The 20,468-nt window shown below is 64.9% G+C and carries 15 protein-coding genes and 1 tRNA gene; 7 read left to right on the top strand and 9 right to left on the bottom strand.

Features of this window, described 5'->3' with window-relative positions:
• A partial coding sequence (locus tag EOA32_RS15235) for an AsmA family protein (protein ID WP_145971300.1) occupies positions 1–1,418 on the bottom strand: 1,418 nt, incomplete at its 3' end.
• 262 nt (positions 1,419–1,680) lie between these two features.
• On the opposite strand from EOA32_RS15235, the gene EOA32_RS15230 reads away from it, so the two are divergent.
• Entirely contained in the window at positions 1,681–3,639 is a 1,959-nt protein-coding gene (locus tag EOA32_RS15230) for an acetoacetate--CoA ligase (protein ID WP_128372187.1), read from the top strand.
• A 256-nt stretch (positions 3,640–3,895) separates the two neighbouring features.
• On the opposite strand, the gene EOA32_RS15225 is transcribed toward EOA32_RS15230, so the two are convergent.
• Positions 3,896–7,786 (bottom strand): PAS domain S-box protein, encoded by a 3,891-nt coding sequence (locus EOA32_RS15225; protein ID WP_245499279.1) that lies wholly within the window; start codon positions 7,784–7,786, stop codon positions 3,896–3,898.
• A gap of 243 nt (positions 7,787–8,029) precedes the next feature.
• On the opposite strand from EOA32_RS15225, the gene EOA32_RS15220 reads away from it, so the two are divergent.
• From EOA32_RS15220 to EOA32_RS15205, 4 genes are all read left to right on the top strand, one after another.
• Complete coding sequence (locus EOA32_RS15220; protein ID WP_128372185.1) at positions 8,030–8,491, top strand: phasin; 462 nt, start codon at positions 8,030–8,032, stop codon at positions 8,489–8,491.
• 341 nt (positions 8,492–8,832) lie between these two features.
• Positions 8,833–8,909 (top strand) — tRNA-His (locus tag EOA32_RS15215).
• Between the two features lie 148 nt (positions 8,910–9,057).
• Positions 9,058–9,357 carry a hypothetical protein gene (locus EOA32_RS15210; protein ID WP_095776392.1) on the top strand — a complete coding sequence of 100 codons (300 nt, stop codon included), beginning with the start codon at positions 9,058–9,060 and terminating at the stop codon, positions 9,355–9,357.
• 422 nt (positions 9,358–9,779) lie between these two features.
• A complete protein-coding gene (locus EOA32_RS15205; RefSeq protein ID WP_128372184.1) occupies positions 9,780–10,034 on the top strand; it encodes a DUF768 domain-containing protein in 255 nt (84 codons plus the stop codon).
• A gap of 44 nt (positions 10,035–10,078) precedes the next feature.
• Here EOA32_RS15205 and EOA32_RS15200 read toward each other — a convergent pair whose 3' ends face one another.
• Both EOA32_RS15200 and xseA read right to left on the bottom strand, forming a co-directional pair.
• Positions 10,079–11,197, bottom strand: coding sequence for a P1 family peptidase (locus EOA32_RS15200; protein ID WP_128372183.1), 1,119 nt, complete (start codon positions 11,195–11,197; stop codon positions 10,079–10,081).
• A gap of 1 nt (position 11,198) precedes the next feature.
• Entirely contained in the window at positions 11,199–12,764 is a 1,566-nt protein-coding gene (xseA, locus tag EOA32_RS15195) for an exodeoxyribonuclease VII large subunit (protein ID WP_128372182.1), read from the bottom strand.
• A gap of 122 nt (positions 12,765–12,886) precedes the next feature.
• Between xseA and EOA32_RS15190 the strand changes: the two genes are divergently transcribed.
• A complete protein-coding gene (locus tag EOA32_RS15190; protein WP_128372181.1) occupies positions 12,887–15,115 on the top strand; it encodes an EAL domain-containing protein in 2,229 nt (742 codons plus the stop codon).
• 4 nt (positions 15,116–15,119) lie between these two features.
• Here EOA32_RS15190 and EOA32_RS15185 read toward each other — a convergent pair whose 3' ends face one another.
• The gene (locus tag EOA32_RS15185; RefSeq protein WP_066989268.1) at positions 15,120–16,076 is read right to left on the bottom strand and encodes a LysR substrate-binding domain-containing protein; all 957 of its coding nucleotides are present in this window, start codon (positions 16,074–16,076) and stop codon (positions 15,120–15,122) included.
• 235 nt (positions 16,077–16,311) lie between these two features.
• Between EOA32_RS15185 and EOA32_RS15180 the strand changes: the two genes are divergently transcribed.
• The gene (locus tag EOA32_RS15180) at positions 16,312–16,602 is read left to right on the top strand and encodes a DUF1127 domain-containing protein (RefSeq protein ID WP_067327317.1); all 291 of its coding nucleotides are present in this window, start codon (positions 16,312–16,314) and stop codon (positions 16,600–16,602) included.
• A gap of 164 nt (positions 16,603–16,766) precedes the next feature.
• Here EOA32_RS15180 and EOA32_RS15175 read toward each other — a convergent pair whose 3' ends face one another.
• The 4 genes from EOA32_RS15175 to EOA32_RS15160 all read right to left on the bottom strand — a co-directional run.
• The gene (locus EOA32_RS15175) at positions 16,767–17,651 is read right to left on the bottom strand and encodes a DUF937 domain-containing protein (protein ID WP_128372180.1); all 885 of its coding nucleotides are present in this window, start codon (positions 17,649–17,651) and stop codon (positions 16,767–16,769) included.
• 100 nt (positions 17,652–17,751) lie between these two features.
• On the bottom strand, positions 17,752–19,125 hold the full coding sequence (locus EOA32_RS15170; protein WP_128372179.1) for a glutamate--cysteine ligase: 1,374 nt from the start codon (positions 19,123–19,125) through the stop codon (positions 17,752–17,754).
• A 105-nt stretch (positions 19,126–19,230) separates the two neighbouring features.
• A complete protein-coding gene (locus EOA32_RS15165; RefSeq protein WP_128372178.1) occupies positions 19,231–19,965 on the bottom strand; it encodes a 16S rRNA (uracil(1498)-N(3))-methyltransferase in 735 nt (244 codons plus the stop codon).
• 32 nt (positions 19,966–19,997) lie between these two features.
• Positions 19,998–20,468: hypothetical protein (locus tag EOA32_RS15160; RefSeq protein WP_128372177.1), on the bottom strand; the 471-nt coding region annotated here is incomplete at its 5' end.

Below are 20,468 nucleotides of genomic sequence, written 5' to 3'. Positions count from 1 at the left end.
CCCTTCAGAATGACCGAGACGGTTCCGGTTCCGGCCGGCACCAGCCGCGTCATCCCCGCCGCGGTGGCGAAGGCGCCGGTGTCGACGTCCGATGCCAAAAGCCGCAACTCGACCTGCGTGCCGTCCGGCTTGCGGTCGAAGCGCAGGCTGCTCTGGATGTTGCCGTTGAAGGCCGACGCGTCGGAGATGTCGAAGACGGCAAGCCCGTTCTTGACCTGCGCGGTCGCGGCGACATCGGCAAGCTGTATCGGGCCGGCGGTGGCGTGCGCTGCCGACAGCCTGAGATCGAGGTTGATCTTGTCGGCGAAGCCGGTGTCGAACTCGCCGGGGGCTGCCTGGCCGGCCGGAGCGATCGGCGTGAAAGCGGAAAGCACCGATCGAAGATCGAGCGTATCGAACGCAAGCGTGCCGGAAATGACGGGCAGGGGCTCGCTGAACGAAAAGTCCAGCGCTCCCATGCCGGGGTTGTTGTCCAGCGCCACCGTCGTGTTCTCGAACTTCGCGCGTCCCGCCGAGGCCGCCACCTTGCTCGCGACCGAGACGGAGCCGATCGCAGCACCAGGCGCCATGCCGGCCTGCGACCATTCGAGCAGGCGTCGCAGCGAAGGGGCGGTGAATTTCGCCTGGCCGTCCAGATAGCCGTTCTCCGACATCGAGGCGACGCCGTCGAAAGAAAGCGTGGCGGGCGCCGCCTTGAAGGCGAGCGTGACGGGGGCGACCCCTCCGGCAAACAGCACCAGCGGCTTCGCCGAGGAAAAATCGATCTGGACGCTTTCGCCGCGCCATATGCCGGTCGCCGTGAGCGCGGCGTCGCTGTTCATCGCCGCCCAGTTCACCTGGCCGCTGAGGCTGCTCAGGATCTCGGTATCCTTGCCGCCAACCGAGGTCACGACGCGGCCGTCGCGGAACTCGACGATGCCGAACGGATCGGAAGGGAGTCTGCCGAGGTCGGGCTTCTGCGGGTTCGCGGTGACCACGCCGCGCGCAGTGTCGATCGAGCGCGTGATGCGGCCGCCGGTCGGCAGCGGCGGCAGATAGAGGCCGCTCGCCTTGCGCTCCACCCTGATCGTCGGCCGCACCAGCCGTGCCGTCGAGAATTGGACGTCGCCCTGCACGGCGGCCATGGCCGAGAGATCGACTTCGACGCGCTCGGCTTCGATCACCGGCGGCGCGTCGGTCTCCGTCCATTGCGACAGCGTCACATCGCTGAGGATGGCTCGGAACTTAGGCCACACCTCGATGCGCGGCGAGCCGTCGATCGTCACGCGAAAACCGCTCCAGGCGCTCAATTCCCAAGCGATGCGGTCGCGTACGATGCGCGTCGAGGCAATCAGCGGCAAGGCGGCGACGGCGAGCGCGATGACCAGCACCGCAACGCCGATTACCCATACCCCGCGCCGGATCAAAGATGATCTCATCTCGCCCCGTGAGTTTCCATTGCCGACAAATCGCCCGACGGGTGTAGCCGAGCGCCGACGCTTTTCAAGTCTTTATGGCCCTCCGATGGCGTTTGCGCCGTGTCCTTGCCGGCCATTTCAACAAAATCTTGCTCTGCTGCGCTGCGGTATGCATAAGCGATAAACCCGTCCGGTCCGCCAACGCCACGCCGGTTTTGGGACAACGACGCAGGCGACATCAGGCTTAATTGCCGCAATCGCGACGCGCTTTGGGAGGAACGATATGGCTGCCGACACCCCCTTGTGGACGCCGACGCAGGACCGGATCGCCTCCGCGCCCATGACCGCCTTCATGAAAGCTGCGGTTGCGAAGTCTGGCCAGGCTTTCTCCAGCTATGCCGAGCTCCACCGCTGGTCGATCGACGACCGCGAGGCGTTCTGGGACCTCGTCTGGGACTTTTGCGGACTTGTCGGCGACAAGGGCGAGCGGGCTCTGGTCGATGGCGAGAAGATGCCTGGTGCCGCCTTCTTTCCCGATGCGAAACTCAATTTCGCCGAGAACCTTCTGAAAAAAAACGGCGGCAGCCTCGCTATCGTCTTCCGCGGCGAGGACAAGGTCGAGCGCCGGCTGTCCTGGAACGAGCTCCATGCGCTCACTTCGCGCCTGCAGCAGCTCTTCCTGTCGATCGGCGTCAGAGAGGGCGATCGCATCGCCGCCATGATGCCCAACATGCCGGAGACGGTCGCTGCCATGCTGGCTGCCGCCTCGATCGGCGCGGTCTGGTCTTCCTGCTCACCGGATTTCGGCGAACAGGGCGTGCTCGACCGTTTCGGCCAGATCGAGCCGGTCGTCTTCATCGCGCCTGACGGCTATTGGTACAACGGCAAAGCCATTGAGGTCGCCGACAAGATCCGCGCGGTGGCCGAGAAACTCGCGACCGTGCGCAAGGTGCTGATCGTCGACTATCTCGGCACGTCGGCCGATGTCGCCGCCACTATCGACAAGGCCGAGGCGCTGGAAGGAGCGCTCTCGCCCTTTGCCGCCAGGCCGCTCGCCTTCGAGCGGCTGCCTTTTTCGCACCCGCTCTACATTCTGTTCTCCTCCGGCACGACCGGAATCCCGAAATGCATCGTGCACTCGGTCGGCGGCACGCTGATCCAGCATGTCAAGGAACAGCGGCTGCATGCCGGCCTGCTCGACGGCGATCGCTTTTTCTACTTCACCACCTGCGGCTGGATGATGTGGAACTGGCTGGTCTCAGGCCTCGCCTCGGGGGCGACGTTGCTGCTCTATGACGGTTCGCCCTTCTACCCCGACGGCAATGCGCTGTTCGATTTCGCCGATGCCGAGAAGATGACCTATTTCGGTACTTCGGCGAAATTCATCGATTCCGTACGCAAGGCAGGGCTGAAGCCGATCGACAGCCACGACCTTGCAAGCGTGCGGACCATCTCATCCACCGGCTCGCCGCTGTCGCCGGAGGATTTCCGCTTCGTCTATGACGGCATCAAGAAGGACGTGCATCTCGCCTCGATATCCGGCGGCACCGACATCGTTTCCTGCTTCGTGCTGGGTGTCCCGACCGAGCCGGTCTGGACCGGCGAGATCCAGGGGCCGGGCCTCGGACTGGCGGTGGACGTGTGGGACGACGACGGCAAGCCGGTCCGGCAGGAGAAGGGCGAACTCGTCTGCACCAAGGCATTCCCGTCGATGCCGATCGGCTTCTGGAACGATCCGGATGGCAAGAAGTACCACGCGGCCTATTTCGAGCGCTTCGACAACATCTGGTGCCATGGCGACTTCGCCGAATGGACCGCGCATGGCGGCATGATCATCCATGGCCGCTCCGACGCCACGCTCAATCCCGGTGGGGTCAGGATAGGCACGGCTGAGATCTACAACCAGGTCGAGCAGATGCCGGAAATCCTGGAGGCGCTCTGCATCGGCCAGGATTTCGACAACGACGTGCGCGTCGTGCTGTTCGTGCGGCTGGCCGCCGGCGTGAGCCTCGATGAGGATCTGGAAAAGCGCATCCGCGCCAGAATCCGCTCGGGCGCCAGCCCCCGCCATGTGCCGGCGAAGATCGTTGCCGTCACCGACATCCCGCGCACCAAGTCGGGCAAGATCACCGAGCTTGCCGTGCGCGACGTGGTGCATGGTCGCGCCATCAAGAACAAGGAAGCGCTCGCCAATCCCGAGGCGCTGGAGCTGTTCAGGAACCTGCCACAGCTTGCTGATTAGGCCTCCCCGGCATGGTTAAGAAATAGTGTCGGTCCAATTTACCTAGATTTCACGAGTGGTACACATTCGTAAATTTTTTTGGCTCCCGGTAAGGACTTGTTAAGGGACGGCGCCGATAGTCGCGTGTAACTTGAGGGAGAAATCCCGTTCCTCGTCCCCTGAGGTTCAGCTCAAGCCCCGTTGTGACAGCATCCCATTTTCCAAGGCGTCCTCCAGGGCGCCTTTTTCTTTGGCCGAAGCTCGGTCTTGCGGATCGTTATTCGGCCAGCACGCGCGTCGATGGGAAGACGACCTCGACCAGCGTGCCTTCGCCAGGTGTCGATGTGATAGTGAAGCGGGCACGGTTGGCCTCCACCATCGCCTTGGTCAGAGGCAGCCCGAGGCCAGTGCCGTCGCCGCGGCCGCGTTTGAGCGCATTGATCTGCTTGAAGGGCTTCAGTGCCTGCTCGATCTCGGCCGGCGTCATGCCGATGCCGGTATCGCGCACGCGCATGACGACGTCGCCGGAGGTCTCGTAGGCGGTGGACACGATAACCTGGCCGCCGGCCTGGGTATAGCGGATGGCGTTCGACAGGATGTTCAACGCAATCTGGCGCACACTCCGCAAATCCGCCACCACTTCCGGCAGCCGCGAGGCGAAGCTCGAGCGGATGATGACGCGCTCGCGGTTGGCTTGCGGCTGCATCATCGCCACCGTTTCGGCCAGCGTGTCGTTGAGCGACACCGCCTCATAGGACATCTCCTGCTGGCCGGCCTCGATCTTGGAGATGTCGAGCAGGTCGTTGACGAGGTCGAGCACGTGGTTGCCCGAACGGTTGATGTCACGCAGATAGTCGCGGTAGCGGTCGTTGGCGACCGGGCCGAACTTCTCGTCCACCATCAGTTCGGAAAAGCCGATGATGGCGTTGAGCGGCGTGCGGATCTCATGGCTGATGCGGGCCAGGAAATCCGTCTTCTGCGAGGAGGCGCGCTCGGCCACGGCGCGCGCCTGGGTGAGGTCTTCCTCGGCCCGCTTCCACTGCGTGATGTCGCGCACGACGGCGCAGAAGCCGCTGTCGTTGGGCAGCCTGCCGATGGTCATGAACAGCGGGATGAAGCGCCCTTGCGCCTCGCGGCCGATCACCTCGCGCCCGTCGTTCAGCAAGCTTGCCACGCCAGGTTCGGAAAGGCCGACGAGATAGTCGCGCGCCGCGCGCTGGCTCTCGATGGCAAACAGCGAGGCAAAGGGCTTGCCGGCGATCTCGTCGCTGTCAAAGCCGAACAGGGCTTCAGCCGGGCGGCTGATCGAGCGGATGTTGCCGTCGCGGCCGATCAGCACCACGCCGTCGGTGGCGGTGTCGATGATGGTGCGCATTTCAGCGATTCGCGACTTCAGCTCGGACACGTCCGGCTGCTGGTTCGGCTCGTCATTGGCCGCGCTGAGATGGGCGGAGGGCGCCTCGTCCTCGCCCGAGCGACGAACCACCAGCATCAGCGCCTTGCCGCCGCACCACGGCACCGAGCGCAGGAGCGCATCGATCGGGAATTCCTGGCCCTGGCGGGTTGTGAGCTTCAGTGAACGATCGCTTTCGTCGGTCTCGCCATCATCGGCGTAATGGTCGGCGAACAGCGCGCCGAGCCCGCCAGCATCGGCAAGGTCTTCCAGCGCGTCGTAGCCGGTGAGCTCGAGAAACGCCTCATTGGCATAGTGCAGCACGTCGCCGGAATGGATGAGCAGCGGCACAGGCAGCCTGGCGAGGATGGACGTGTCGGGAGCCCTGCCTCCTTCCCCGGTTGAGAAAGCCGAGGGCACGAAGCCCTCGAGCTTGAGCGGCGGCTCCCTGAGGCGCGGCCTTTCCGGCCGCGCTTTCGCTTCGCCAGGCTGTTCAGGCGCGGGCAGGGCGCCGTCCCGGTTGGAACCGGCCCAGTCCTCGCTGTCTTCCGCGTCGCGAAAATCGTCGGCGGTCATACCGTCGTCGTCGCCAGCGCCTGCCTCTGGGGCAGGGGCTTCGGCTGCCGGCCGCTCGGCCGTCGGTTCGGCTGCCCTGTCCGCCGCTGCGGTTTGGCGGTTGTCGGAGCCCGCCGCTTCCTGCGCTTCGTCGGCAGCGTTCTCGCGCCCGGCATAGTTGAGCAACGAGCCGGAGACAGCGGGCGTTTCGTCTTTTCCAGCGGGTGCCTCGGGAACATCGAGGCCGTCGAGCCGAGCCAGATCCTTCTGATCTTCCGCCTCGGTCTCCGCTTCGGCCGTATCAATGGCCTCGTTGCCTTCCGGCATGGCCGGCTCAGGCGAGGTCGCGTCAGTCGCGTTCAGATCGGAGTGGTCGGTCTTCCTCTCACCGGTCGGTTGTTCGGCCGTGGGAGCATTGTCGGCGGTTGCAGCCGCATCTGGTTGCTTTTGAGCACCCGCGGTTACGCCGCTTGGCGGCTCGGCAGGGCCGGAACTGTCCTTCCGCAGCCGCTCGCCGATTTCGCGAAAGGCGCTGCGCTCGAGGATCGACAGCCCTTTCTCACTCGCCGGCCTGTCATTTCCCGGCTGCTTGTCGTTGGCCGGCTGCCGGTGCTCGGCCAGCCGGATCACCTTGTCGGCATAGCGGCGCTCCGGCTTGGGCACGATGGTCAGCGCCGGCACTTCGCCCAGGAACGGGTCGGCAGGTTTCGCCGGCTCGGCCGCGGGTTGCCCGGCGGCAGGTTCGGGTTCTGTCGGAGCGGCGCCATTGGGCACCAGCGCCATGCCGAGCGCTTCCGGGTCGACAACGGCGTCGGCGCTGCGCGCGACGCCGAAGCCGCGGAAGCCTTCGAAGGCGCGGCTGCGGCCATAGACCGGCAGCGCCGCAAGATCGACGGGGATCTTCAGGTCCGTGCCCGCCACCGGCCACAGCACCGAGCGTCCCGACCAGGTATCGCGCCGCTCGAGCAGAGTGGCGATCTCGCCCGATGCGTCGAGGCCGAAAGTCGTCGCGACATCCCTGAAGCGGCGACCGATCACATCGGCGGCGGGTTTGCCGACGATATCGGCGAATTCCGGCGACAGCGCGCTGAACTTGCCTTCGGCGTCGGTCCGCCAGACGAAACGCAGCGGCGGCGCCGAACGGTCGATGTTGCGCGCCGCGCTCGGCTCGGCCGCCGCCGTTCCGGCGGTGTGCTGCCGGCTTCCGGCCGCGACCTCCGCCGGTCCGATCTGTGGCGGCCTCTCCGGCCCCTTCACATCGTCGCCGCCGGCATTGAAATACCAATGGTCATGCTGCGCCGGGCCGGCACCGCCTACCAGCGCAGCATCCGGCGCGCGGTCGGCCGTGGCCGCGGTCCTTTGCGTTGGCTGGGCGTCATCCGTGGCCGCCGCCGGGGCCGCGTCTGCTTTTTCGCCCGTTGCCGCGGCCGGAGACTGGGTATTGTTCTCTCGGCCCGGCTCGGCGCTGACTGTGGTGTTTTTGTCTTCGGAGACGGCGGGCGCGCTTTCCGGCGCTGCCGACTTACCGGCGTCGGGCTGGTCGTTCCGCTCGCCGTCGAGCTGGTCTTCGTCGATCACCACCAGGAGATGGCGCGCGTCGGTCAAGCGCGCAAAGCCGGCCGGGTACGAGGTACTTGCGCCGGGAACAAGCCGCTTGACGATGCGGTCTCCAACACTTGCCACGTCCGCGACCAGGGCGGCGAGCGTCTCCGGCCTGATGCCGAGCGCGGCAAATCCCTCCGAAGCCGCCTCGACATGGCCTTGGGCATCGACGAAGGCGATGAAATGTCCGGCCTCGGTGAAGCCGCCAATGGCGCGGCTGGCGATTTCGGCGGCGCCGCGCGAGCCGGTCTGCGCCGCGGGCATCGCCAGCATGATCGCCTTTTCGCCGTCCGGCATCGTTACCGCGCTGGCGAGCAAGCCGACGGCGCGGCTGACCATGCCGGTCGCCAGCCGCACGGTGACGGCGCGGTCGCTGCCGATATCCGGAAAGCCGCTGGTCGCCATGATCTGCCGCCTGGCAATTAGCGGCAGCCGCGCGGAAGCGCCGATGATTGCTTCGATTTCCGGATAGCCGAAAACCGCGGCACCTGGCCCGTTGGCCCAGATCACCTGCTCGAGATCGGCCGACAGTATGGCCAGCGCGTCGCCGGCGGCGAAGCGCTGGCGCACAGCGTCGAGCACGGCGACGTCGAGGAAGGAGTAGTTTTCAGGCGGCACTGGCGGACCTTCCAGGCGGGCTTTTTGAGTTAACGCTTTGTTAATAAAAGCGTACGGGACCAAGGTCCACAAGCCATGCCGTGTATCGGCCGAAATCTCTGGGCTCTTGGTTAATGGCGGGGCGATTTTTTTATGGTGCAGTGCAACAAAGATATTGCAATGCACAAAACTTGCCTTTATATTGCCATCATACATGAACGAGACGGCTTTCCGTCAAAGCCGCTGCCCTTGAAAGGTTGGAAAATGTCCAAGACTGCCAAGACCGCTGAGACCATCGAGAACGTTGAATTCCCGAGCTTTGACGCTTCCAAGGCCACCGACCAGATCCGCGCCTTCGCCGAGAAAGGCGTCGAGCAGTCGAAAGAGGCCTATACCAAACTGAAGAACGGCGCCGAGGAGACCCAGAAGGTTCTGGAGTCGACCTACGAGACCGCCAAGACCGTTTCCGGCGATGTCTCGCTGAAGACCATCGCCATCCTTCGCGCCAATGCCGAGGCCAGCTTCTCGCACCTTGAAGCCCTGGTCAGCGCCAAGACGCTGTCGGAAGTCGTCGAGCTGCAGACTGCCTTCCTGCGCAAGCGCGCCGAGATGGCCGTCGAGCAGGCCAAGGACTTTCAGGCCGTCGCCTCCAAGGCTGTCGAGGACGTCTCGAAGCCGGTGAAGACCGCTTTCGAGAAGGCGTTCAAGGACATCAAGGCGGCCTGATTTCAGGCGCAACTCAACGATGCATCAAAACGTCGCATTTCGTCAGACAAATAGATGTGCGATGAATTGATAAGATGAATACCCGGAGTGTGAACCTCCTCCCTTTGCTCTCCGGGGTGACCAGCCAGCTCCTCCTCCCGCTGGCTCGTAACAGGAAAAGGCCGGCACCTCCTCCCGCCGGCCTTTTCTTTTGCCCAATCGGGACTGCGCGGGTTCGTTCATCGGATCTTTGCCTCATCAAAGGCCTTGAATTAGACTCCGATAATCCGTATTGGACGCATCGCCGACGACGGAGCGGACGCGGGGAATGATTTCTCCTCGGATTGCGCTCAGGCGGATGTGCCGTTGTAGCTCAGTTGGTTAGAGCACCAGATTGTGGATCTGGGGGTCGCTGGTTCGAGCCCAGCCAACGGTACCATCGACTTCCTGGCGGTCACGTCGCTTTTCCGGCCGCCGCGTCCCATTCCTCTATTGGGTGACGAAGCATCGCCGGGCGACGAAGGGCAGCTCAGGCTGAGCAGCCCGCGCACCTCGAAGAAGGCCAGGCTCAGCTCATAGCCGGTCTGATGGCCGACGGCCTCGTTCTGCGCCATCGTGAAAAGACCGCGCAGGACGCTGACGACCAGCAGTATCAGAGCCGTGTTCCGAAGCGCCTGTTCGGCAGCCGTCCCGCCGCCCGCAACCATCACGCCCTGCGCCTGGTCGATGGCGCGCCGCAACGAATGTGGAATGAGAAGCTGCAGCGTCGCGGCAACGAAAGTCGAGGCGATGGTGATCGCCACCTGCCAAGTATGGCGCAGCGTCATGCCCAGATGCGCAGCAGGGTGCCGAGACCTTCCCCGAAAGGCTGTCCGCCGCCCGCCTGACGCGGCGGAAAGAAGCAGGCACGACGATCAGAGTCGACATTGTATGGGGATATCACTATATAGCGGCGGCTTTCGGTTTCTCGCCCCTTGGCTGCGCCTGCGAGATCGCCGTAAATGCGTGGTGTTGTGACGGAAATCGGTCTGAAAAACCGGAAGAAAACAAGCAAAAACAACAGAGCGGATCTTTGACGATCCTGGCCAAAGCATCATCCTCAACAATCTGAACGTGTCCCTCGAACCTTTCCAGTCCTTCGGCTCCGCGGACCCTGAGCAAGGCATCTTGTCCCATGGGCAAGGCATCTTGTCCCATTGGCAAGACGTCTTGCCGGCAGAGGCCGACTCGGCTCGAATGGGCCTGCGTCCCGTGGCGGGACGCGAGCGTTCATGACTACCAACCGGCATTGCCGCTAGGGAAAAGCAGTATGAGTGAACATGCGATCGAGTTCTTGCGCGGATGGATTGGCGAAAAGGTCCAATGCCAGCATTCGCCGGTGAAGATCGACGAGCAGGCCGAAACTCTCGCCAAGGAGTGCTGCGCCAAGGCCGCCGAGGAAGGCATCCTTCTGGAAGACATCCAGGAAGAGGTCGGCGACATCCAGGAACTGATCGCTTCGCGCCTTGAGGAAGTCGCCGAAGAGAGCGAGCAACGGACGACGTCGGACAAGCCGTCCGAATAAGATACCGTGCGCGCGGTTTGTCTGACCTCAGCCGAGCGTCCGACTTAGCCGAAATTGTCCTTCAGCCACGCCTTTGGCAGCGCCGGCACGAAATTGCCGTCGCGCCCGGTCATGTCCTCATTGGCGACGAGCGCGTTGAGGATCGCCTCCTCCACCCCTTGCACCACAGCATCGAAGAACGGGTCGATATCGACATCGGGAATGAACTCCGCGCGGGCGACGCGGCCTGAAGCCGCCAGCGCGGCCTCGGGATTGGCGGTCGAGAAGGCAAGAAAGATATCGCCCGAGCTGTGGTAGCCGTAGCCGCCGGTCAGGGCGATGCCGAGCGGCACGCGCCTGGCGAGGCGCTTCATCTGGTGCGGCAGGAATGGCGCATCGGTGGCGACGACGGCGATGATCGAGCCCTTTTCGGCGCGCGGCGTGCCTTCGCGGATCGCCGGCTCGGCGAGTTCCGGCCCGACATGCCGGCCGCGAATGGTGAAGTTGCGCCGCTTGCCGAAATTCGCCTGCACGAACACGCCGAGCATGTAGCTTCTGTCTTGCCATTCGACGATGCGCGAGGCGGTGCCTGACCCGGCCTTGAAGCCGAACGAGATCATGCCGGTGCCGCCGCCGACGCTGCCTTCCTCAATCGCGCCGTCCGTCGCGCCGTCGAGCGCCGAGGCGACATGCTCGAAGCTCACATGGTGGCCGTTGATGTCGTTGAGGAAGCCGTCATAGGTCTCCGCCGCCACCGGCAGGCCCCAGGCGCTGTCGAGCGCCGCCGGCAGCCCCCGGCTCATCCAGCGCAGCGTTCCGTCGCGGGTAAGGCCGCAGGAATGGGTGTTGGTGATGGTAACCGGCAGGTCGAAGGCGCCGGTCTCCTCGATGATATGCGTGCCGGTCAGCTCGCCATTGCCGTTCTGGCTGAACACGCCGGCAAACACCGGCGTCGCCAGTTGGCCGACAGGTCTCGGCAGGATCGCAGTCACGCCGGTGCGCACCGGTCCTATCCCGACTTGCAGCGGGCCCCCGCCGGCAATCAGCGTCGTATAGCCGACCGCGACGCCCGGCACGTCGGTGATGGCGTTGAAGCGGCCGGGCGTGCCGTCCAGTGCGACGTTGAACGAGCGCAGGCGCGGCTTGCCCGACGGCGTGCGCAGATGCGGGTCGCTCCTGCTCATTTCAGAACAACGAGCCCTGGTTGTCCGGCTCCTTGGCCTTGCCCGAGGGCTTGGCGGCCAACTTCGGCCGCGCGCCGCCGCTGGTGGCGATGGCCTCTGCATTGCCGTCGGCGAACTCCAGCTGCAGCGCCGCACCCGGCGCCAGCTCCGCGACGCGCTTGACGACGGTCCCATCGGCGTCCTTGACCAGCGCGAAGCCGCGCGCCAGCACGGCCTTGTGCGACAGCGTGGTGAGCAGCCGGTCGGCCTGGGTAAGAGCGGCACGCAGGCGGTCAAGCCGCCGCGCCGTCGCCTGCTCCTGGCGGCGGGTCAGTCCGGCCAGCGTGTCGGCCTGCAGCTTCTGGCGCCTGACGACCGGCGCCGGCGACAGCCTTGCCGAGTTGCGCTGAAAGCGCGCCCGGCTTTGCCGCACGATTGCGAAGAACGCGGCCCGCGCGCGGGCGATGTCGCGGCCTGTCAGCCTGCGCGTCTCATTGAGGCGACGCGACAAGGTGGCCGGCGTCAGCCGCTGCCGCTCCAGCCTTGCGCGCTTGCGTTCGATGCTCACCGTCAGCCCGCGGCCGAGCCGGCTCGTTGCCTCGTCGAAGCGCCTGCGCGGCAACGCCAGCAGCTGGTCGGGTGAGGGGAGCGCCCGCGCCGCGGCGCGCACCGCCTGGCGCTTGCGATCCAGGTGCCGCGAGGTGCAGGCACTAAGCCGCGCGCCGAGATTTGCCAGTGTCGCTTCGAGCTCCGCCTTGACCGGCACTGCCATCTCGGCGGCGCCCGTCGGCGTCGGCGCCCGCATGTCGGCGACGAAATCTACCAACGTCCAATCGGTCTCGTGTCCGACGGCCGAGATGATCGGAATGCGCGAGGCGGCGACGGCGCGCGCCAGCCCTTCGTCGTTGAAACCCCAAAGGTCCTCGAGGCTGCCGCCGCCGCGCGCCACGATCAGGAGATCGGGCTGGCGGATTGCGCCGTCCCAGGTCAGTGCGTTGAAGCCGTTGACGGCTGCGGTCACTTCCTTTGCGGTCGTGTCGCCCTGGACCCGGACCGGCCACACCAGCACAGTGAGCGGAAAACGGTCCTTGATGCGATGGATGATGTCGCGGATCACCGAGCCCGTGGGCGAGGTGATGACGCCGATGACGCGCGGCATGAATGGTAACCGCCGCTTGCGGCCGGCATCGAACAGGCCTTCGGCCTGCAGCCGCCGCTTGCGCTCTTCCAGCAGCGCCATCAGCGCGCCGGCGCCGGCCGGCTCCAGATTGTCGATGACGATCTGGTAGTTGGATTTTCCGGGATAGGTCGTCAGCCTGCCGCTGGCGATCACTTCCATCCCTTCCTCGGGGCGGAATTTCAGCCGCGCCATCGTGGTCTTCCAGACCACGGCCTCGATCCGCGCACGGTCGTCCTTCAGCGCGAAATAGGCGTGCCCGGAGGAATGCGGGCCGCGGTAGCCGGAAATCTCGCCGCGCACCCGCACATTGCCGAAAGCATCCTCGACCGTGCGCTTCAACGCGCCGGAAATCTCGCTCACCGTATATTCGGTGGCATTGCTGCGTGATTCGGTTGCTGCTTCGCTCATGCTCTGATTGGGGAACGCTTATCGGGCGGCGTCAAGGCAGAGCTGAAATCTCGCTAATATTATAACGCGATCTTAAGCCCGATTTGCTTTGACTGGCGGTAGCAAGAGCCAGCCGGAAACACATGAGCGCAACCGCCAACACCAGACCTTTGACGCATCAGGTGACGCTGACCGTCCTGACGTTGGCCGTTTTCGCGCTGGCCATGGTCGTCGGCTTCGGCTTCTACGCGGCAGCCCAGGCTGACAACGCCTCGCTCGAACGGCAGAAAATATTCATCGACGAGGGTTTGAAGGACCAGATTGCGTCTGTTCAGCGTGAACAGGAAAGCGTTACGGTCTGGGATGACGCGGTCGCCAATGTCAGGGCCGGCAATTGGACCTGGATCGAGGAGAACCTCAGCGTCTGGATGTATACCTATTACGGTCACAACCGGGTCTACATTCTCGATGCCGCCAATCGTCCGGTCCATGCCATGCAGGAAGGTAAGGTGGTCGATGCGTCCGCCTATGGCGATGACGAGCCTGCCTTGCAGCCATCCATCGAGAAGCTGCGCCGCATGCTGGCTGAGCCACAGAAGGCGGACGCTTCCGGCCAGCCGGCCAAGATGGTCGCGGAGGACCTTGTGTCGCTCCAGGGAAAACCGGCGATCCTGAGCGTCATGGCGCTGGTGCCGAGTACGGACCGGGTCACGCAGGCGCCCGGCACCGAATATCTGCACGTTTCGGTAGAGTTCATCAACGACGCGGTCATCGGCAAGATCGCCAAAAAATATCTGCTCGACGGCGCGCGTCTCGTGCCGCTGTCGCAATCGGTCGGAGCCGCTGCGGTGCCTCTGGTCGATTCCCGCGGTATCATCCTCGGTTATGTCGGCTGGGACCAGGAACGGCCAGGTCTCACGCTGGTGCGCAAGATGGCCCCGGCGCTGGCCTTGGCGCTGCTTGTCGCGGCCGGCGTTCTGGCGTTTCTGCTGCGCAGGCTCCGCCGCGCCTCGTCCGCGCTGCAGACAAGCCAGGACGACGCGCAATATCTCGCTTTCCACGACACGCTCACCGGCCTGCCCAACCGGGCTTTGTTCGAGGACCGCTTGCGTCGGGCCCTGCTCAGGGCCAGCCAGGATATGGCGGTTCACGAGATGGGAAGGGTGGCGTTGCTTTATCTCGATCTCGACCGCTTCAAGCACATCAATGACACGCTCGGCCATCCGGCGGGCGATGAGCTTGTGCGTCAGACAGCGGCCAGGCTCCAGCACACCGTTCGCGAGGTGGATACCGTGGCGCGGCTGGGCGGCGACGAGTTCGCGCTGATCCTCGTCGACATCCGCGATATCCGTGCCGCCGAGGATATCGCCGAGCGGCTGCTGCAGAAGTTGCAGGAGCCGTTCAAGCTCATGGAAGATCAGGTCTTCGTCAGCGCCTCGATCGGCATCGCGCTATCGGACGGCGGCGAAACGGATGCCGACGATCTGCTGCGCAAGGCCGACATCGCGCTTTACGAAGCCAAGAAGAACGGCCGGGGCCGGCACCAGGTCTTCGCCGGCGACATGGACGACCTGCTCTTGCGCAAGCGCACAGTCGAGACCGAGCTTCGCAAGGCTCTCGACGGCGGCACCGGTATCGGGCTCGCCTACCAGCCGGTGTTCGCGGCGAACGGCAAGACGATCCTCGGCGCGGAGGCGCTGATCCGCTGGGGGCATGATGTGCATGGCGCATTGCCGGCGGCGCAATTCATCGCCATCGCCGAGGAGCGCGGCATGATCGGCCAACTCGGCGCGTGGGTGCTGCAGGAGGCCTGCCGTTTCGCCGTGCGAACCGGCCTGCCGTGGCTCGCCGTCAACGTATCGCCGCTCCAGTTGCGCGACGCCGGCTTTCCCGAACAGGTCGCGTCGATCCTTGCCGACACCGGGCTGGCGCCGCAGCGCCTGCAGTTCGAGATCACCGAAAGCGTGCTTCTGGACAACAGCGATGCTTCGAGGGCGGCTCTGACCACCTTGCGGCAGCTGGGCGTCGGCATCGTTCTGGACGATTTCGGGACCGGCTATTCATCGCTCAGCTACTTGCGTCGCCACGCCATGGATAAGCTCAAGATAGACCGCTCCTTCGTGCGGCTTCTCGATGGCGACGCCAACTCGGCCGCGATCGTCAAGGCCCTGATCGATCTTGCCATGGCGCTCGGGGTCGACGTCACCGCCGAGGGCGTGGAGACCGAGGCGCAGAAGATGCTGCTGGTCGCAATGGGCTGCCGGCAACTCCAGGGCTATTTCTTGTCGCCGCCGCTTGAGCCGGTCCAACTGCTCGGCCTTTCCGGTTTAGCTTCGCCGGACGAGATTCAGCCCGCCGCCGCTCGCGCCTGAACCCCTACCATCCAGGCAGGATCTGGTTTGCCTTGGTCCGCTTCATCTTGGCGAAGGCGAGTGCCGCGAAGTCGAAGCTTCCCGTCTCTTCGCTGACCGGCACGGAAATATTGTCCAGGCTTTCCGCGATATGGCGGGCCAGAGCATCGACGATCTCCGGCTGCGAGGTCTGGCCGCGCATGATGCCGATGCGGCAATCCGGCAGCGCGTCGAACCCGTCGGCCTCGCCGAGCACGCGCATGCCGGGCCTGAGCGCGCATTCCGGCAGCACTGAGATGGCGAGGCCGGAAAGCACGGCGGCGGTGATCACGGTCGCCGAGAAGCTGGAGAAGAGCACGCGGTATTCGCGGTTCTGCCGGTCGAGCACGTCGACCGCTGCGCGCCGCCAGATGCAGTTCGGCCGGCCGAACGCCATCGGCAGGATTTCCTGCTCATGCGTGGCATGATTGGCCGAGGTGACCCATAGAAGCGGCTCGCGCCGCACCACCTCCGACTGGCCGCGCGTGTCGTTGTGCGTCACCAGCGCGAGGTCGAGATTGCCGCGCTTGATGTGCTCGACCAGGCCCGGCGTCGGCTCGCAGATGACGGTGAGCTCCACACGCGGGTTGGAGCGCGAGAAGCGCGCCATGATCTCGGGCAGGAAGCGGTCTGCATAGTCATCCGGCGTGCCGATCCGTATCGTGCCTTCGAGCCGCTGGTCGTCGAAGGCCGCCAAAGTCTCGCGGTTGAGGTAGATCAGCCGCCTTGCATAGGAAAGCAGCCTGTCACCTTCCTCAGTCAGCTTGTTGGTGCGACCATCCTTTTCGAACAGCGGCTTGCCGATCCGCTCCTCAAGACGGCGCATCTGCATCGACACCGCAGACTGTGTCCGGTGCACCTCCTCGGCAGCCCGCGTGAAGCTGCCGGTGTCGGCAATCGAGATGAAGGTCTGCAACTGATCGAGATCGAGCGGCGCTTTCATCGGTCCAATCCATCATTCGTGTTGATGCTAAAGATTAGAAACATTCGTTGGATTAATCAATCGCGGCGTGGCAAATTGCCATTGTTCACATGAAGGCACTGCATGTCGCCCAAGAGTGCCCCCGGTTTTGGGGGGCAACGACATGCGTCACGTTAACTGTATCGAGACCGCAACGGCGCTCCTCCCAGGCGCCGATTGCATGGTTTCGTCGCTCGACTCCGAAGGAGAGACTGACATGACCACGATCGAATTCGCCTCCGAGACCCCGCGCATCACCACGCGTCCGGCCGTTGCGACCCGCGTGCTCAATGCGGTCGCCGATGCCTTCCGCGCCTGGAAAAACCGCCGCGCCTTTTATCGCCTTGGCGAGATGTCGGATGCCGAGCTTGCCGATATCGGCCTGACCCGCGCCGACCTCCACGTCGCCGTCAGCGTGCCTTTCGGCCGCGATCCGACGGTGAAGCTGCGCGCAATCGCAGAAGAGCGCGCCGATATGATCGAGGACCTCGCCCGCAAGGTCGCGTGAGCGGCTTCGCCGGCTGCGTTTGCGCTCGCGCTGAACCTTTCGAGGGCTCGGCGCGACCAAGTTTCATGCAGGCTCCCACACTCCCTGCCGGTTCCCCGCCGGCCTGCCTGCACATTGCCCGGTTCCCCTCCAGGACCGGGCATTTTTCTTTTGAGTGGAGCGCCCTACCATCGGTCCATCCCGCGCTTGAACTGGTCGAAGATCGTCTCCATGCCCTTCTGATATTCCTCGCGCTGCTGCGCGCCGGTCTCGAACATCCTGCCGAAGATGTCGTCGAATGGATTTCTCGGCCGGCCGCTCGGATTGGCTTGCGGCTGCGGCTGGGATTGCTGCGGCGCCTGCTGTCCCGCTGGCGTGCCGAAACCGCCGCCTTGCCGCAGCATTTCCTCGAACATCTTGCCCAGCGGATTGTCGCCGTAAGGGTTCGGCGCCTGCTGCGGTTGGCTTTGCGGCTGTTGGGCGCCGCCGCCGAACATGTCTTGCAGCACCTTGCCGAGCGGATTGTCGCCATAGGGATTTGGCGCCGGCTGCGGGGCCTGTGCGCTGCCTCCCGCCTGCCGCATCATCTCCTCGATGATCTCGCCGAAAGGATTGCCGCCGCCACCGAAGCCGCCGGCGGCCTGAATCTGGCTGTTGGTCTGCTTGAACAATCCGCCCATCATCATCGACGCCATCGCCGGCAGCATCTGCTGCAGCACCTGCTGGCTCAGGCCGGTCGCCTGCGCGGCCTGGGCCGCGACAGCGCGTGACAGGTCCTTCGAGCCGAACAGATGGCCGAGAATGCCGTTGCCTTCATCGATGCCTTGCGGCGTGAAGGCCCGGGTTGCGTCCTCGAAATACTTGGCGTGCTGGCCGCTCGCCATCGCCGTCATGAAAGCACCCATTCCATAGGGATCGGCGGTGTTGCGCTGAAGCCCCTGTGAGAAGGCCGGCAGCAGCGCCTGCACCGCGGCCTGCGCCTGCTGCATCGAAAGGCCAAACTGCTGGGCCAGCGCCTGCATGCCGGCGCCGTTCTGGGCTTGCAAAAAAATATCGAACAGGGAAGGCATGAGATCTCCTCCGCAATATCCTCACGGCGGAGCCTAGTTCGTTTCCATCACCGAATGAAGCAGCTTTTGCCGAGCCACGGCTCAGGTGGCCGGCGAACGGTCAGTAGGCATATTCCATGAACACCGGCTCGATCGAGCCGCCCCAGCGCGTGTGATATGCCGAAAGCATCTCCTCGGCGCTGGTGGTGCCGCGCGCCACGACCTCGTCGAGCGTGTTGAGGAACGACGTCTCGTCATAGCCGTCGCGGTTCTTCTTGGCGCGGTTCTTCAGGCCCGTGCGGGCGATGGCCAGCACGTCGCGGGCAACCTCGCGCAAGGTGGCGTTGCGGAACGGCGCCGAAATGCCGTGCTCCGGCACGGCGTTGCGCATCGCCAGCGCTTCTTCGTAGGTCCAGCTCGAGGTCAGCGTCTCCGCGGCGTCCAGCGCCTGTTCGTCATAGAGCAGGCCGACCCAGAAAGCTGGCAGCGCGCAGATGCGCCGCCACGGTCCGCCGTCGGCGCCGCGCATCTCGAGGAAGCGCTTCAGCCGCACATCGGGGAAGAGGGTGGAGAGGTGGTTCGCCCAGTCGCCCATCGTCGGCAGGCCGTCGGGCACTTGCGAGCGCGCGGCACCCGCCATGAACTGGCGGAAGGTGTAGCGCGTCATGTCGTGATACTGCCCGTCGCGGATGACGAAATACATCGGCACGTCGAGCGCCCATTCGACATAGTCGGCAAAGCCGAAATCCGGCGCGAAGCAGAATTCGAGCATGCCGGAGCGCTGGTTGTCGGTGTCGCGCCAGATGTCGCCGCGCCAGCTCTGCAGCCCGTTCGGCCGGCTCTCGGTGAAGGGCGAGTTGGCGAACAGCGCCGTCGACAGCGGCTGCAGCTTCAGCGACACCTGCATCTTGCGGCGCATGTCGACTTCGCTTTCGAAGTCGAGATTCACCTGGATCGTGCAGGTGCGATACATCATGTCGAGGCCCTTGGAGCCGACCTTCGGCATGTAGCGGGTCATGATCTCGTAGCGCGACTTCGGCATTTTCGGCGTTTCGGCAAGCGACCATTTTGGGCTGCCGCCGAGGCCGAGGAAGCGGATGCCGAGCGGCTCGGCGATCTCGCGCACCTGCGCCAGATGCGCGTTGCCCTCCCGGCAGGTCTGGTGGATCGTCTCCAGCGGCGCGCCGGAGAGCTCGAACTGCCCGCCCGGCTCCAGCGAGATCGCGCCCTGGCCTGTCGGCTCGACCAGGCCGATGATGCGGCCGGCATCCATGATCGGATCCCAGCCGAGCTTTTCCTGCATGCCTTCCAGGATGGCGCGGATGCCGCGCTCGCCGCCATAGGGCACCGGCGCGTTGCCATCGACATAGAAGGGGAACTTCTCGTGCTCGGTGCCGATCCGCCATTTGTCGCGCGGCTTGTTGCCGGCCGCCAGATAGCCGACGAGTTCTTCGATGCCTTCGATGGGCTGGATATCGGTTGTGTCGCGCGCCATAAGAAAGCCCTCCGCAGCCGTCAGCTAGCCGCCGGGCGCTAGATGGACGAAATGCCAGTAGCCGATCAAGCGAAAAATCCTGAGCCACGCCTCAACTGGATTTGATCACCAGTCGCCGATCGTCGCCTGGATCACCGCGAGCGCCGCGACCGCCGCGGTGTCGGCGCGCAGGATGCGCGGCCCGAGCGGAATGGCGCTGACGAAGGGCAGCGCCCGCAGCATCCTGCGCTCGTCATCGGAAAAGCCGCCCTCCGGCCCCACCAGCAGCGCGAGTTTCTTCTCGCTTACCTTCTGCAAGGCTGGCAGTGGATTGTTGGTCGAGGCATCCTCGTCGCAGAAGATCAGCCGCCGTTCCTTGTCCCAGCCGCCGAGCAGCCGCTCCAGCTTCTCTGCTTCGCACACCTTTGGCACCGCCAGGATGCCACATTGCTCGGCCGCTTCGACGACATTGGCGCGCAGCCGATCAATGCCAGGCTTGGCCACTTGTGTGTGCTGAGTGATGACCGGTTGCAGGATGCCGGCGCCCATTTCGACCGCTTTCTGCACCAGATAGTCGAGCCGGCCCTGCTTCAGCGGGGCGAAGCAATAGACAAGATCGGGCAGCGGCGGCTGCGGCCGCTGCAGGGTAAGCACCTTGAGCCGCACGGCTTTCTTGGTCTTGCCGGCGATCGAAGCCGACCACTCGCCGTCGCGGCCGTTGAAGAGCAGGACCTCCGCGCCTTCGCCGAGCCGCATCACATGCGCGAGATAGTGGCTCTGCTGCTGTCCAGCATCGAATTCGAAGCCCGGTCCGAGATCGTCCGGCACGAACAGCCGCTGCATTTTGTAGTTGGCGCGCATGGGCCGAGCAATGGGCGAGGCGCGGGTTGTCGTCAAGTATCGGCGGACGGATGCCAGACCGGCGCGTAACCATGTCTCAGCACCGAAACACTTGTGGCAGGCGTGAGCAGTCGCAGCGATCGCCCGGCGAGGCGATTGAACAAGACGGGCTCGGCATAGCCTGCGAAGGACCATTCGAGCGCCTTGCCGCCGCGGAGCGCATAGGCGGTCTCCCCCTCGGCCACGACTGCTCCATCAGGCAAACCGGCGAGTTCGTCCGATGAGACGGCCGGCGGACGCCCGCCGGAGGCCAGCCGCTCCTTGTGCAGCCGCTTGTCGACCATCGGCGCGCGCGGTTCGGCAATGCCGAAGACCTCGCCGAAGCGCCGCACGAAATCGGCTGCCCCCGCGCGCCGGCAGAAGAAGCAGGGCCGGTGCCCGGTCGCGAGCGCCGTCACCTCGTCGAGAAAGAACAGCTCGGTCCAGCCGGCCTTTCCTCCAGGCCGATTGCGGCCCATCGGCTC

This window comes from Mesorhizobium sp. M1A.F.Ca.ET.072.01.1.1, from assembly GCF_004023325.1.
GTDB lineage: Bacteria > Pseudomonadota > Alphaproteobacteria > Rhizobiales > Rhizobiaceae > Mesorhizobium.
The sequence above is the reverse complement of the archived record's forward strand: the minus strand, read 5'-3'. Positions and strand labels throughout refer to the sequence as shown.

Coding starts and splice junctions, on each gene's coding strand:
- EOA32_RS15230 (WP_128372187.1), top strand. CDS start 1,681: ATGGCTGCCGACACCCCCTTGTGGACGCCGACGCAGGACCGGATCGCC.
- EOA32_RS15220 (WP_128372185.1), top strand. CDS start 8,030: ATGTCCAAGACTGCCAAGACCGCTGAGACCATCGAGAACGTTGAATTC.
- EOA32_RS15210 (WP_095776392.1), top strand. CDS start 9,058: ATGGCCGACGGCCTCGTTCTGCGCCATCGTGAAAAGACCGCGCAGGAC.
- EOA32_RS15205 (WP_128372184.1), top strand. CDS start 9,780: ATGAGTGAACATGCGATCGAGTTCTTGCGCGGATGGATTGGCGAAAAG.
- EOA32_RS15200 (WP_128372183.1), bottom strand. CDS start 11,197: ATGAGCAGGAGCGACCCGCATCTGCGCACGCCGTCGGGCAAGCCGCGC.
- xseA (WP_128372182.1), bottom strand. CDS start 12,764: ATGAGCGAAGCAGCAACCGAATCACGCAGCAATGCCACCGAATATACG.
- EOA32_RS15190 (WP_128372181.1), top strand. CDS start 12,887: ATGAGCGCAACCGCCAACACCAGACCTTTGACGCATCAGGTGACGCTG.
- EOA32_RS15185 (WP_066989268.1), bottom strand. CDS start 16,076: ATGAAAGCGCCGCTCGATCTCGATCAGTTGCAGACCTTCATCTCGATT.
- EOA32_RS15180 (WP_067327317.1), top strand. CDS start 16,312: ATGACCACGATCGAATTCGCCTCCGAGACCCCGCGCATCACCACGCGT.
- EOA32_RS15175 (WP_128372180.1), bottom strand. CDS start 17,651: ATGCCTTCCCTGTTCGATATTTTTTTGCAAGCCCAGAACGGCGCCGGC.
- EOA32_RS15170 (WP_128372179.1), bottom strand. CDS start 19,125: ATGGCGCGCGACACAACCGATATCCAGCCCATCGAAGGCATCGAAGAA.
- EOA32_RS15165 (WP_128372178.1), bottom strand. CDS start 19,965: ATGCGCGCCAACTACAAAATGCAGCGGCTGTTCGTGCCGGACGATCTC.